The sequence below is a fragment of the Amycolatopsis oliviviridis genome, assembly GCF_014654365.1.
Classification (GTDB): Bacteria; Actinomycetota; Actinomycetes; order Mycobacteriales; family Pseudonocardiaceae; genus Amycolatopsis; species Amycolatopsis oliviviridis.
Genome location: NZ_BNAY01000002.1, coordinates 37858 through 51596, shown reverse-complemented (window position 1 = coordinate 51596; position 13739 = coordinate 37858). Strand labels below are relative to the sequence as shown.

Here is a 13739-nt window from a genome sequence, read left to right as displayed (position 1 = left end):
CTCTCTTTTGCCCGCCGAAGTCCAGCGGTAAGGTCGGGCGAAAGCGACCGCGGCCGCAGCGGGAGAAGAACTTTGCTGGACATCATCGGCCTGAGCGAAATCGACGTCGACGTCTACGATGCCTTCGCAGGCACCGGTTCGATGAACCTTGCCGAGATCCGGCGGAGAACCGGGTTGCCCAAACAGCGGCTGCTCCGGGTGCTGCACGTGCTGGCCGAAAAAGGTTTGCTCACCAGGCTTCCCGGTTCGGCGGAGACCTATTCGGCGGTGCGGCCGGAGATCGCGCTGGAGGCGATGATCCGGCGGAAGGAACAGGAACTCGCCAGCGCGCGGTTGATCGCCGACAGGTTGCGCGATCGGTACCGGGCGACGTCCGGTGAACGCCCGGTCGACCTCATCGAGGTGATCCACGGGAACGCGCTCATCGCCGATCGGGCCGATCAGTTGCTGCGGTCGGCCGAACAGCAGGTCGATTTCGTCGACAAACCGCCTTACGCGCAGACACCGAGCGTGCTGCATCCGGCCGAACGCGATCTCCTCGGCCGGGGTGTGCGGTTTCGCGGGGTTTACGAGCGCAGCGCGCTGGAAATGCACGACCTGTCGTCCGACCTCGAGGCGGGGCTCGCCCTCGGCGAGGAGGCCCGCGTGGTCACCAGCGCCCCGCTGAAGATGATCGTGGTCGACCATCGGGTCGGGCTGGTGCCGCTGCGGTCCGATCTCCCCGACGTCGGCACGGCACTGGTGATCCACCAGTGCGCACTCCTCGACGCGCTCAGCGCGGTCTTCGCTTTCCTTTGGCAGAGCGGGCTTCCGCTGCGCCTGCCCGGCTCGGCCGAACTGGCGGACGTCGCGCCCTCTGACGACGCCCGCCTGCTCGCCTTGCTCACCACCGGATTGCCCGACCGGAGTATCGCCAAGCAGCTCGGCATGAGCTACCGGACGTTCCAGCGACGCCTCCGCGATCTCATGACCGCACTCGGCGCGACCACCCGGTTCCAGGCCGGACTCCAGGTCGCCACGCGGGGTTGGATCACCTTGCCGGGGACCCAACCCGCGCGTGACGAGGAGGACGTCATCGAACGCGAGGGCTCACCTTCGCCACGTCCGTGAGCGCGTAGGCCCGCTGGACCGTCTGCGTCACCGTGTTGCCGGAACTGTCCCGTGCTTCCGAACGCAGCCAGACGAACCCGTCGGTCGACGCGAGCTGCGGGTGATCCACCGTCGTCGACCACAACCCGGTCCCGTTCGGCCGGACGGTCGCCGCCGTCCAGGTGCGCCCGCCGTCCGTCGACGCGGAGACCTTCAGCTGGGTCACCGGCCCGCCGCCGCGTGCGCCACTGTGAGAGCCGGCGAACACGTCGAAGGTGAACGGACGTCCGGCAGGCGCCCGGCTGCCGAGATCCAGCGGTATCCGTGGGTCCAGCTGGATGAGCGGCTGGAAGGAACACGCACTGCCCGAGATGTAGCAGGAGAACCCGGGTGGTGCCGTGGCGGTGGATCGTGCCGAGGTGAACGTCCACGACGTGTCGGTCCGTGGGGCGTTCTGGAACAGCACTCCGTTCGGGGCTCCGATGTGTGCCTGGCCGGGCATCGCGTCGGTCACGTCCAGCCGGTAGGTGGCAGGGGTCGGCGCCAGCCGGAACTCCGGGACGAACGCGAATGGGTCGTCCATATTGGACCGTGGGATCTCGACCCCGTCCCGGTACAGCCGCGCCGTGGTCGTCGCGAAGTACTTCGCGTTCTCGTAGGGATTCGAGTAGTGCCCGCCCGAACCGGCACCGGCCGTGCCGTCCATCCACTGCGCCGCGGGAATGAACAGATCAGGATCCATGCCGCCACGGCACATCGAACACAGCACCGTCCAGCCGTTGGCCGTCGCCGGGTAACGAGCCGGATGGTCGTTGGGCAGTTCCACCGACCCGCTGTGCTGTGGTGCGCGGAACCAGTACTCGTCCGGCCGCGACCGCTCGCCCGCGCGGTAGATGTTCTGCGCGTTCATGCTCAGTGCGGCGCGACGGCCCGCGGTGTCGGTGCCGGAAAGGGTGACCACCCGTTTCCAGACCAGCCGGTCGTTCGCCGGGCCGGTGTACTCCGTCCACGTGCCCGGCACCGGGATCTTCGTGCCCTGCACCGCCTGTGTCTTCCACAGGCCGGTCGGGAAGGCGTACCAGGCCTTCTGTCCGGTCAGTCCCGGTTTTTCGGCATGGTATCTGGTCTTCGTGGCGACCAGCGAACTCTGGTCGACACGCCGGACGAGATCCTTCGACACTCCGTTGGGATCGAGGTAACTGAGGTTGTACAGCACGTCGGGAGCCGCGCGCACCAGCAAGCGCACCGAAACCGCGCCCGCGGTCCGCAGCGCCTCTCCTTCGTCCCAGCCGAGGGACAGGGTCGGTATCACCGCACTGCTGAGGCCCGGAACGCTGAGCGAGCCCGGTGAACCGGCGTAGGGGATCATCGCCGCAGCACCTGCGCCGGCCACCGTGCGGGCGGCGTTCGCGATACCGGTGGAGACGGCGCCCACCGGGTCCGGCGACCCGGCAGGGACCGGAATCCGCACCAGGACGGCCTTTCCACGGGCGTCGAGACCGGCGAGATCACTCGCGCCACCCGCGCCGCCGAACACGACCGGCAGCGTTCGTTCACCGGGCGACTTCGCCGTCAACGTCGGCACGTCGTACGCGGGATTCAGCACCTTCGAGCCGCTGCCGACGACCTGCATCTCGGCCGCGGTCTGGGTCAGCGTCGCGCTGTCCTGCAACGAAATCGCACCTGCCGACGTAGCGGCCGCGGGTGTCACACGCACCTCCCAGCCCGATCCTCCGGACAGTCCGGCTTCGCCGATGTAGCCGTTCACACCCGCTCCGCCGGGGATCACGCGCCGCAGCATCACCGTCCGGTCCCGCAGATCGGTGGGGGTGGGCGTGACCAGTCCCGCCGGGACGGCGCTCGCCGCGTTCAGCTCGATCTCGGCCGGACCCTTGACCGCGACCTGGGCCGTGCTCATCGCGGAATAACGGCGCACTGCCAGACCGCGTTCCATCACCCAGCCGAGTGCCGAGTAACGCCCGGCGGGCACGAGCACCCGGCCGATTCCGTCGACCAGGCCGATCTGCTGGCTGAGCTGGTCGAGGAACGGGTCGTTGCGGTTACCCGCTCCGCCCGAGTCGTCGATCAGCTGGGCCGAAGCGAGCTGAGCCGGCCCGCCGGCCGAATCCCGGACCCGGACCGTCACCGGGAACAGTTCGGCCGCGTTGTAGGTGCTCACAGGCGTCCGTACGGAGTTCCCGTTCGCGGTCGTGGCCACCACCACGCCGCCATAGACGCCCGCCACCCCTTCGCTCGGGTTCACGGAGAGGTCGACGGTGGTGCTCGACTTCGGTGGGATCGAAAGGTTCGTCTTCGCCAGGCGCATCCCTGTGGTCGGCTTCGCCGCGCCGTCCCACGGCTGCACGGCGAGGTTCAGGTTCAGGTTCAGCGGCTGGTCCCCGGCGTTGGTGTAGGAAAGCTGCCGTACGGCCTGCACCGCGCTGTTCGTCGTCCGCTCGTTACGGCCGAAGTTCGCGACCGCGGTGCCGGTCGCCTTCTGCGAAACGGCCCGTGCGACGTCGAGGAGTCCGGCTCCCTGCTCGTACCACCGAAGGCCGACGTCCTTGGCCGTGGTGACTAGCGTGTTCTTCAGTGCCTGGCCGGTAAGCCCTGGCTGCTGCTGAAGCAGGATCGCCGCGGCGCCCGCGACGTGCGGAGTCGCCATCGAAGTGCCCGACGCCGCGGTGTAGTTGTCGTCGACCGGCTCGCCCATCGACCCCTCCGCGGCCCGGGCGGCGACGATCCCGACGCCCGGCGCGGTGATCTCCGGCTTGACCGAGGCGTCCCGCAGCCGCGGGCCGCGGCTGCTGAACCAGGCGAGCTTGTTGTCCCTGTCGACCGCCCCGACGGTGAGTGCGGACGTCGCCGCCCCCGGCGTCGTGACGGTTCGGTCGCCCGGCCCGGAGTTCCCTGCCGCGACCACGAACAGCGTGCCGGACTTCGCCGAATACGTGTCGATCTGTTCGCTCAACGGGTCGGCTCCGTCGGTGACGCCGGCGCCGAGGCTGAGGCTCAGGATCTTCGCGCCCTGCGCGACGGCCCAGTCGATCGCTGCCATGACCTGTGCGGTGTCGCCCTCGCCGGAGGCATCGAAAACCTTGGCCACCATCAGGTTCGCGTCCGGTGCCACGCCCTTGTACCGGCCACCCGAAGCCGCACCCGTACCGGCGATGATCGACGCGCAGTGGGTACCGTGGCCGTGGCGGTCCACGACGTCGCCTTCCCCGCTGAAGTCAGCCGAGGAGATCGTCTTGCCTGCCAGGTCTGGATGTTTCTCGTCGATCCCGGTGTCGATCACCGCGACCGTGGTTCCCTTCCCGGTCCAGCCGCTCTTCCACGCCGACGGCGCACCGACCTGCGCGGTGCTCTTGTCGAGCGCCACCCGGACCTTCCTGTCCAGGCGGACCTGGGAAATGCCTTGGTTCAGCACGGGTTTTCCGCTCGGATCGAACGCGGCGAGCGAACGCCAGAACTCGCCCGCCCCCGCCTTCTTGACCTGGACGCCCACTCCGTTGGCCGTGACGAGCGGGGTGAGTCGCTGGGTCTGCGGGAGCGACTTCGCCTTCATGTCCAAGGATTGGACGGACAGACCTGATCGGTCGCCGTACCGTACGATGACCGGAATCGTGGTGCTTGCCGCGTCGTCACGCCGGTCTCCGACGAGCGTGGTGACGTTGAACAGCTCCCGTCCCAGCAATCCCTTGCCGACGAACGGAAGCACGTCCGATGGATACACCATCAGGCCTTCGGCCGTGGTCGTGATCTGGAACGCGGGGCTCGGCCGGTCCGGCCGCACCGCCGGTTCGACCTGCGCGGTGTCGTGCCCGGCGCCGTCTCGTTCGTAGGTCACCACGTCGCCGGTGAGCAAGGTGACCCGGTGGATGTCCGGCTGTCCGGCGGCGGGGGCTGGGGCGGGTCTGGATTCGGTGGCTGTCGCGGCGGTCGCGGTCACCGGTAGCGGTGAGAGAGCGACCAGCGCGGAGGCCGCCAGAACCGCCAACGGGTGCCATGGGCGTCTTGTCACGTGAGGGGAACGGAGGTACATCGAGCCTCACTCTCCTCGGATAGTGAGAAGCGGCCGTGGGCACGGCCGCCGCGAAAATGGATTTTCCCGAGGATGAGGCAGGAGTTCCCGGATGAACACAATTCTCGTTGGCGGTAAGTCGCCGTTGGCGAGATCCCGCCATGGAAGAGCCCGGACCGCCGACGGCGGCCCGGGCCCGGTCGAGAAGGGTCGGTCTTACTGACCCGCGCTGCGCAGCTGCAGCGAGAAGTCCACCCGGTTGTTGTCGGTGTCGGTGCTCAGGATGTTGCGAGTGTTCGACGCGTTGAGCTGGTCGGTGGCAGCGCTCTCCGGGATCGCGGCCTGGCCTTCACGCGCCTGCGTGACCGTGTTGCTGAAGCCGACACCGTCGAGCCTCGTGGCGGCCAGGTTGTGCACCGTGACGCCACCGGCGGTCGGGATGCCCTCGGCGTTGGCCAGGTTGATCGGGAGGACGTTCGTCTGGTCGAGGATGGTGCCGCTGAAGTTCTGCCCAGTCAGCACGAGGTACTGGCCGGGGTTGTTCCTCGGCGCCAGGACGGTGCCGGCGGGGACGACGACCGTCTCGAACGTCTGGCCCGCCGGCGACCAGATGCGGACCTGGTAACCGCTGATGTCCAGCGCCTGGTTCGAGACGTTGCGCAGCTCGATGAACTCGTCGAGCTGGCCGTTGATGCCGCGGGTCGAAACCTCGTTGACGACCACGGTGGACGAGACGAGCGGCGCGACCTCGGTGCCCTCGGTCTCACCGGCGGCGTTCGCGACGCCACCCGCCATACCCATCGCCAGAATCGCAAATACCGCCGAAGCGCCCAGAATTCGTCGCACGGGAGTTTCCTCTCAACTTGATTGTCGGGGATTTGTGTCGGACCGGAATTCTTTCGTCCGGCGCCGACCTGAATAATTATCCGAGGAGCGGAGCGCTGTCGGGAAGGGGCCAGTTTTTCGGTACTTTCCCGTCATTCGAGAATTGTCCACCGTCGCTCGTTCGTGTTTTCCGCCGACGGCTTCTCGCGACCGCGGCGGCACGTTCGAGCTCCCGGCTGGACGTGTCCAGCACGTCGCCGAGCCACTGCCGCCAGTACGGTCCGGGGATGCGCTTTCCTCGCTCCCAGCGGGAAATCTCTTCTCGGGTCACGCTGTCGTTCCCGGAGAGGGTATGCAACTTCGCGACCAGATCACCTTGTGACCAGCCTTTCGAGATTCGTTGTTCGGCCAACAGTTCGCACAGCGGGGTCGCGTCCCCGCGGTCGCTGTTCGCGGCCACGACCGCACCTTTCTTGGTACCTGGCGCACGGAATTGAAACCGGACTGACGAATGGCTCAGCCGAGTGGGAGCACGCAGTCGAAGTCAGCCTTGTTGTTGTCGGTGTCGCGGCTGAGGACGTCCCTTGCCTGAGCGAAACCGGGGCACGCGATGGCGGCCTGGTTCTCGCGGCAGGGCGACGACGGCGCCCACCCGATGCTGTCGACCCGGGCTCCGCGCCGGTCCAGGAGTATCTCGCCGTCTCCGACGATCGCGTCGACGACCAGCTGCTGGACGGTCCCGCCGAAGCCCTGTCCGGTGATGAGGAAGTGATCGCCGGCGGCGATCTCGCTCCCGGCGGGCAGGGAGGCCAGTTCGGCGGGTATGGCTCCGCCGGAACACGACTGGACGGACCAGCCGCCGATGTCGATCGTGGTGGCACCGGTGTTGTGCAGATCGATGTAGCCGGCCGTGCCGCCGAGTACTTCGTGGATCTTGACCGACGAAGCCCGGACAGTATCCGGGGCGGGGGTTCCGGCGAGCGCGAGGATCAGGAGCAGGGAACCTGGCATCGTCATGACTGCAACGCTAGAAAAACGATCTCGGTGCCACAGGATACGGCGGGTACTGAACCTTTTCCGGTCTTGGTACTTCCGGTACGTCGCTCACTCACCCGGCCTAGCATCGATACCCGGCGAGCCGATCCGCGGCGAACAACTCGCCTTCGGCCGGAGTGGTCTCCAGCTGCGGCAGCGGGTTGCCGCCCGGCCGGAAGCGCAGTTCCCGGAAGAGGTCACGCCTGCTGCCGAAGCCCAGCTTCTGCAGGATCCGGCTGACGTAGTTCTTCACCGTCTGCGTCGCGAGGTGCAGTTCTTCGGCGATCTCGTCGTTCGACCACCGGTAGAGGATCAGGGTGAGGATCTCCTCCTCCCGCCTGGTCATCACGCTCGCGTACTGCACGGTTTCGGTGACTCCCGGCGGGGTGCCGCCCGCCTGGAGGCACACCCGCTGTCCGGCGAGGGTGGAGCGTACCGCCGACATCACCTGGCAGCCACTGGCCGACTTGTGCACGAAGCTGTCCGCACCCGCGTTCAGCGCCATGGCGATGGCCGATGGCGAGGCGTCGCCCGCCAGGACCAGGACGGTCGCGTGTTCGAAGCGTTCCTTGACGAACTGGCAGATCGCGGTCCCGGCGGGCTCACCCCAGATCGACAGTTCGGTGATGACCATGTCGGGATGGCTCTTTTCGCACTGCCACAACGCTTCCGGCTCACTCGCGGCTTCGGCCACCGCCTCCACCCCCGCCGAATCCCGCAACAGGCTGCTGAGCGCGTATCTGATGAGGGGTTGATCGTCTACTACGAGCATGGTGACGCGGTTCATGGTTCCCCTTGGGGTATAGACGGGCGCCCGGCGTGGCCCGGGCTGTGCGGTCCGCCAGGGGCTGGGGCGGCGCCCGCATTCGCCGAGAACAGGGTCGCTCGCTCGGGCGATCCGTTAAATCGACCGCCGCGGCGACGTCGGTAGTCATTCTTTTCGTCGAATCCTCTTTCGTCGCGGTCCGGCATGGATCTTCCCGCTTCTCCTCGCGGGTGAGGACCCGCAATCGGGTGACAACGGGAGAAAAGCCGCCACACGAGGTGGCGGGATCTGGGCCGGACGGCGGAACGAGGATACAGATTCCGAACGCGTCGCACAGGACCCGTGGAAGGCCGCACCCGGTTGTGCCGTCCGGATCTCCTCGGGGAGGGATGATCCGACGGGTTCGCCGTGATCCGGTTCTCACCGGGTCGCGAACCGGCGCTCGGCATATCGGTTCGCGCCCGTTCATCGTACTGGATTGGTTCCTCTCGTTGAAAAACTCGAGGTGATCGGAGCCCGCGGTCCCGGCCGATATCGTTATCGGAAAGTCGTGTTCCCTGATCCGCTTCCGCGTCCATGCGCACTGGAGTCCTTTGAGGACGAAGTCGTACACCGTGCCGGGCTCGATCCGCGATGGCCGCTCGCTGACCGGGGAGACTGGGCCTGGCTCGCGCTCGACCAGCGAAAACAGGTGGCAGCCACCGAACATGCGGCGGTATCCGTCGGACGGATCCGCAGGTGTGCCTGGTCGGTGGATAGGCGCGGACGGCTCACCGGCCTAGCGTGGAGTGATGGAGCGGCACGAGGTGCGGTGTAGGGACGCGAGCCGAGTACGACGGACGGCTGCCCCGGGTTGGCCCGATCGTGGCAGCGGCGTACGTCCTGTCCCGCTGCCACGATCGGACGATCACCGGGTCGCGGCGGTTCGCCGTGGCGCGTAGAGGCGGTGCATGAGCAGTTCGAGCGGGCCGCGGTCGAAGTACCGGAGCCATACGGTGGCGAAAGCGACGTTCACCAGTCCGACGAAGGCCCAGAGGCCGACGATCCACCAGGGACGGGCATCCGCGAACCGTTCGGCGAGGCCGAAACCCCAGCCGTAGCAAAGGATACCGACCAGCAGGTTTTGGAGCACGTAGCAGGACAAGGCGGTGCGGCCGACCGCGATGAGTCCACTTCGGATGGTTCCCGGCCGCTCACGCATCCGGAGGCCGAGGTGGGTGACCAGGGCGAGCAGGCCCAGGGCGACGAGTGGGGGCAGCAGGTACCTGTCCACGAGCAGCCAGTCCGGCCCGCTGAATCCGGTCAGCACGTTCAACGGCAGGCCGATGGCGAAGCCGAGCACGAGCAGTCGCGCGCGTAGCCGTCCGCCCTGCTCCGTGTCCTCGAAGACGCCGGCCCTGCGCAGGCGGGAACCGAGCAGGAACAGGACGACGGCGGAGGGCACGATCAGGACGATCTCCCCGCGCAGTACCAGGAACTCGTGCAGTCGGACGGACACCTGTGCGGGCCAGCTGGCCGTCGCGGCGGGGCTGACCGGGGCCGGATCGCCCGCGGCGTCCGGTTGGGACACGAACATCGCGGTCAAGGCGAGCAGCAGCGTGGCGTACACGCCGCCCACCGCCACGACGACGATGCGCACGACCCGATCGCTCCGGCCGACGAGGTACGCGACGAGCAGCGAAGTGAGCCCGTAGGCCATGAGCACGTCGCCTTCGAAGACGAGCAGGAAGTGTGCGACACCTTCGAGGAAGAGGATGCCCGCCCGGAGCGGATACCGGCCCGGCCAGGAAACGCCGCGCCGCCGGGCGGACTGGTATTGCAGTTCCAGGCCGACGCCGAACAGGATCGTGAGCAGGGCGAGGAACTTGCCGTTGCTCAGCACTCGGAGGCCGATTTCGACATGTTCGGCCAAGCCGTTCGCGGTCCCGACGAAGTCCTGGAAGAAACCCGCGGGTCCGCCGGGGTGTGCGAAAAGAAAAACGTTGGTCCCGAATGTTCCGAGAATCGCCACCCCTCGTAGCAGATCAAGAGAAGAGATGCGCCCGCCGCGGGATTTCCGCGCGGCAGCGACGGCCGAGGTCTGGTGGATCATGTCATCGAGCGTGCCAGCGGCCGCGACCGGCCCCATCCGTCGTTGGGATGATCTTGCCCTGGTCACTTCGTAGCATTTCGAGATCACGCTCGTCCTAACGAGGAAGAGCAGGCCGATACAGTCACGAAACGTATTTCCGATCGGGTGAATTACTCTGATCGGATGTCATGCTTTCGGGGTGAGCGACGACGGTGTCGACTGTCCATTGTGGAGTGTGTTCGGGGTCGGAGTGAGGCCTCGGTTCGTTGATCGCCGGGGCGCGTCCTGGGAATCCGTCGATTTCACGATCGCCTCGGATTCGCCTCCTGGGACCGCTCGGGCGAATTGGCCATACCGCACCGTGCCCGGCACGACGGGCGTGAGTGAATCCGCCGGTATTCCGTGGTCAGTGCTACCGGAATTCCGGCCGCCGTCGGTGTGGAAACAAATAATCGGAAAGGAGGTGTGCACGTGTATTCGAAGCCGACCTTGCTCAAGCTCGGTTCTTTCGAGCGGCTGACGAAGCACAGCCGTCCGGCCAAGGCGATCGCCACGGCACTGCTGTGCCGCCTTTACGGCGGGTGGCCGACGTGGCGGGTCGGCGTACGCACCGGGCCGTATCCGGAGGTGGCGGGGCTGCTCGGCGACGGTCACCGCCCGGCTCGGTGACCGAGGCTCGCCGCCCGCCTGAGGATCGGCTGAAGATCCAGGCATGTTCCGCCAAAGCGGGGAGAATGGGCACATGGAACCGGATCGGGTATTGCTCGTCGAGGACGCGGAGGCGATCCGCGCCGCGGTCGAGTCCGCGCTGACCGGCGCCGGGCACCGGGTGCTCGGCCTGCCGGACGGTGACCGGCTGGAACGGTGCCTCGCCGAGTTCCGGCCCGATCTGGTGGTGCTGGACGTCATGCTGCCCGGGCGTGACGGCTTCGAACTGCTCAAGGTCGTGCGCCGGTCCACCACGGCCGGGGTGCTGCTGCTGACCGCGCGGGACGCCGTGGACGACCGGCTCCGCGGGTTCGGTGAGGGCGCCGACGACTACGTGACGAAACCGTTCGTGCTGGCCGAACTCGTGGCCAGGGTGGAGGCGGTGCTGCGGCGGCTGGGCCGGGCACGTCCGGTCGTCGAGGTCGGCGACCTGCTGATCGACGTCGAATCCGGGGTGGTGCGCCGGGCGGGCGTGCCGGTCGAGCTGACCGCGACCGAGCTGAAACTGCTCACCTTCCTCGCGAACCGCCGGGACCGCGTGGTCGGGAAGGCGCAACTGCTCACCGGAGTCTGGGGTTACGACGACTACGCGGCGAACCTGGTCGAGGTCCACATCAGCGCCTTGCGCCGCAAGCTGGAGGCGAACGGCCCGCGATTGCTGCACACCGTGCGCGGCCTCGGTTACGTCCTGCGCGACGGGGACGCATGAGCCGCCTCGGTACCGTTTCCCTGCGCCGCAGGGTGACTGTGACGGCGTCCTTGGTGCTCGGGGTGGTGCTGGTGGCGCTGGGGTTCACCATCGCCGCCGTGTTCTCCGCGCAGGGCGAGCGGAATCTGAACGCGTTGCTCGCGGGCCGGGTGCAGCTGGCTCAGCAGCTGGCGAAGGAGAACGTCGCGCCGGCGAACCTGGTGCGCCGGATCGACGCGCGCGGGGTGGTGGTGAGCCTGCGCCTGCCGTCGGGGGACACCATCGGCACGCCGCCGGAGCGGTCCGGTGGCGTGAAACGGGTGACCGCCGTGCTGACGGGCCCGCCGCGGATCAACGGTGCCGAACTGGTGCTGACCGCCGACACCGCGTTGCTCGACGGTGCCGAGCGCACCTTGGCCCGGGTGCTGGTGGCCGGCGGGCTGGTCGCGATCGTGGTGACGGCGTTCGCGCTGCTGCTCGGGATGCGGGTGGCCCTCCGGCCGCTGGACCGGATGACCGGGCTGGCGCGGTCGATCGCGTCGGGCAGCCGGGGCGGCCGCCTGTCGCCTTCGCGGACGGACACCGAGCTGGGCCGTACGGCGGAGGCGTTCGACGAGATGCTGAACTCCCTGGAGGCGTCCGAAGAGCGGATGCGCACCTTCGTCGCGGACGCCGCGCACGAACTGCGCACGCCGATCGCCGGGGTGAACGCGGCCGCCGAGGCCGTGCTGGAACTGGGTCCCGACGCGCGGCCCGAACAGCGCGAACAGCTGGAACTGCTGCTGATCAGGGAATCACGGCGAGCCGGACGGCTGGTCGAGGATCTGCTGGACCTCGCGCGGATCGACGCCGGTGTCCGGCTGGAACCGGGAACCGTGCGCCTGCGGGAGCTCGCACGCGACCAGGCGGATCGGCTGACGCTGCTGGCGCCGTCGCTGACGGTGGTGGTGTCCGGTCCGGAGATCCAGACCGTCGCCGACGAAGCCCGCGTCACCCAGATCCTGGCGAATCTCGCGGACAACGCCAGGAACGCGGCGGGCGACACCGGCCGGATCGAGTTCCATTGTGGACAGTCAGCGGCCGGTGTCTTCGTCGTGGTCGGCGATTCCGGGCCCGGCGTACCGGAAGCGGACCGGGAACGGATCTTCGGCAGGCTGGTGCGCCTGGACACCGCCCGGCGCCGCGATCGTGGTGGTTCGGGGCTGGGCCTGACGATCGCCCGCGGTCTGGCCAGGGCCCACGGCGGGGACCTGACCTGCGACGACGCGGGATTCCGGCTCACCCTGCCGTACCGATGAGGTCGTCCAGCCTGGTGGTGTGCCCGGACAGGACCCGGCCCGGGTCGGCGCCGAGCACGTCGCCGAGCACGGTGGCGTAGACGTCGCGGAAGTCGGTCGTCACCTTGAGATCGTCGTCGTCGAGATCGGTCAGGCTCGGTTGTTCACCGTGGAAACCGCCCTGGACGTGCTCGCCGAGCAGGAACATCGGCCCCGCCGTGCCGTGATCGGTGCCCTCGCTGGCGTTCGCGCGCACGCGCCGCCCGAATTCGGAGTACACCAGCACGGTGACCTGCTTGCCCCGGTCACTGCCCTGCAGCCGCCGCACGAACGGTGTCAGCGCGGCGTCGAGTTCGGTGAGCAGCCGTTGCTGCGTGCCGCGCTCGTCGGAATGGGTGTCGAAGCCGCCGAGCGACACGGAATACGCGCGGGTCGGCACGCCCGCCTCGACCAGTCCCGCCACGAGGTCCAGTTGAGCGGCGAGGCCCGAGCCACCGCCCGCCGACGCCCCCTTGTTCCGCTGCTCGTCCTCATCGTCCTTTTCGGACGCGTCGTGCGCGGCGCCGCCGAGGACGCGGACGGCGTTGTGCAGATCGCCGATCGAGCGAGCGGCCCTGGCGCGCCAGGGATCCTCGCCGGGGACCGGGGCGCCGAGAGCGGCGAACGCGCTGCCCAGCTCGCCCTTCGGCAGGACCAGCCCGCCGACCGGCATCGACGCGGCCGCGGTGGTCTCCCCGGCCAGCAGCGGTGGGAGGACCGGCTCGACCGAGACCGCGCGCAACGGATCCGCGCCGGAGGTGTCCAGCCAGCGGCCGAGCCAGCCGGTCGGCACCGAGGTGTCGGGGGAGGCGGTCTGCCAGATCGCCATCGAGCGGAAGTGGCTGTGATCCGGCTTCGGATACCCCACCCCGCGGACGACCGCCAGCTTTCGCTCGTCCCACAGGCCTTTCAGGCCCTTCATACCGGGGTTCAGCCCGAGTCCTTCGCCGAGGTCGAGCACTTCCTCCGGCTGATAGGCCAGCTCGGGCCGCGCGTCCTGGTAGGCCTTGTCACCCGCCGGGATCACCGTGTTCAGCCCGTCATTGCCACCGTAGAGCGTGACGACCACCAGGACTCCCGCGTTCGGATCCAGCGGGTTTTCCGCGGCCGCGCTCATCAGCGAGTCCCAGTCCACCCTGGTCGCGCCGACGGCGAGCGCGCCGGCCGCGGTCACCCCGGTCAAGGTGAGAAAACTGCGCCGGGTCACGGTCTTCATG

Annotated in this window: 11 protein-coding genes; 4 read left to right on the top strand and 7 right to left on the bottom strand. The window is 68.4% G+C overall.

The window, feature by feature from the left end; translation table 11 throughout:
- The first annotated feature begins 72 nt into the window (after positions 1 to 72).
- Positions 73 to 1110 carry a helix-turn-helix domain-containing protein gene (locus tag IE302_RS07735; RefSeq protein WP_191253278.1) on the top strand — a complete coding sequence of 346 codons (1038 nt, stop codon included), beginning with the start codon at positions 73 to 75 and terminating at the stop codon, positions 1108 to 1110.
- Here IE302_RS07735 and IE302_RS07730 read toward each other — a convergent pair.
- From IE302_RS07730 to IE302_RS07705, 6 genes are all read right to left on the bottom strand, one after another.
- On the bottom strand, positions 1073 to 5113 hold the full coding sequence (locus tag IE302_RS07730; RefSeq protein WP_229907663.1) for a S8 family serine peptidase: 4041 nt from the start codon (positions 5111 to 5113) through the stop codon (positions 1073 to 1075). The genes IE302_RS07735 and IE302_RS07730 overlap by 38 nt on opposite strands.
- Positions 5114 to 5329: 216 nt before the next feature.
- Positions 5330 to 5914 carry a lamin tail domain-containing protein gene (locus IE302_RS07725; RefSeq protein WP_229907662.1) on the bottom strand — a complete coding sequence of 195 codons (585 nt, stop codon included), beginning with the start codon at positions 5912 to 5914 and terminating at the stop codon, positions 5330 to 5332.
- 121 nt (positions 5915 to 6035) lie between these two features.
- Entirely contained in the window at positions 6036 to 6398 is a 363-nt protein-coding gene (locus IE302_RS07720; protein WP_191253275.1) for a helix-turn-helix domain-containing protein, read from the bottom strand.
- 56 nt (positions 6399 to 6454) lie between these two features.
- Positions 6455 to 6955 carry a lamin tail domain-containing protein gene (locus tag IE302_RS07715; RefSeq protein ID WP_191253273.1) on the bottom strand — a complete coding sequence of 167 codons (501 nt, stop codon included), beginning with the start codon at positions 6953 to 6955 and terminating at the stop codon, positions 6455 to 6457.
- Between the two features lie 100 nt (positions 6956 to 7055).
- A complete protein-coding gene (locus IE302_RS07710) occupies positions 7056 to 7760 on the bottom strand; it encodes a response regulator transcription factor (RefSeq protein ID WP_229907661.1) in 705 nt (234 codons plus the stop codon).
- A gap of 886 nt (positions 7761 to 8646) precedes the next feature.
- The gene (locus IE302_RS07705) at positions 8647 to 9831 is read right to left on the bottom strand and encodes a DUF418 domain-containing protein (protein ID WP_191253271.1); all 1185 of its coding nucleotides are present in this window, start codon (positions 9829 to 9831) and stop codon (positions 8647 to 8649) included.
- A gap of 450 nt (positions 9832 to 10281) precedes the next feature.
- Between IE302_RS07705 and IE302_RS07700 the strand changes: the two genes are divergently transcribed.
- The 3 genes from IE302_RS07700 to IE302_RS07690 all read left to right on the top strand — a co-directional run bounded on the left by IE302_RS07700 (position 10282) and on the right by IE302_RS07690 (position 12504).
- A complete protein-coding gene (locus tag IE302_RS07700) occupies positions 10282 to 10479 on the top strand; it encodes a lasso RiPP family leader peptide-containing protein (RefSeq protein WP_191253269.1) in 198 nt (65 codons plus the stop codon).
- Positions 10480 to 10552: 73 nt separating this feature from the next.
- On the top strand, positions 10553 to 11227 hold the full coding sequence (locus IE302_RS07695; RefSeq protein WP_191253261.1) for a response regulator transcription factor: 675 nt from the start codon (positions 10553 to 10555) through the stop codon (positions 11225 to 11227).
- A complete protein-coding gene (locus tag IE302_RS07690; protein WP_191253258.1) occupies positions 11224 to 12504 on the top strand; it encodes a sensor histidine kinase in 1281 nt (426 codons plus the stop codon). The genes IE302_RS07695 and IE302_RS07690 overlap by 4 nt, the downstream gene beginning before the upstream one ends.
- Here IE302_RS07690 and IE302_RS07685 read toward each other — a convergent pair.
- Positions 12485 to 13738: a DUF1501 domain-containing protein gene (locus IE302_RS07685; RefSeq protein WP_191253256.1), complete on the bottom strand. Its 1254-nt coding sequence runs from the start codon at positions 13736 to 13738 to the stop codon at positions 12485 to 12487. The genes IE302_RS07690 and IE302_RS07685 overlap by 20 nt on opposite strands.
- Position 13739: the final 1 nt, after the last annotated feature.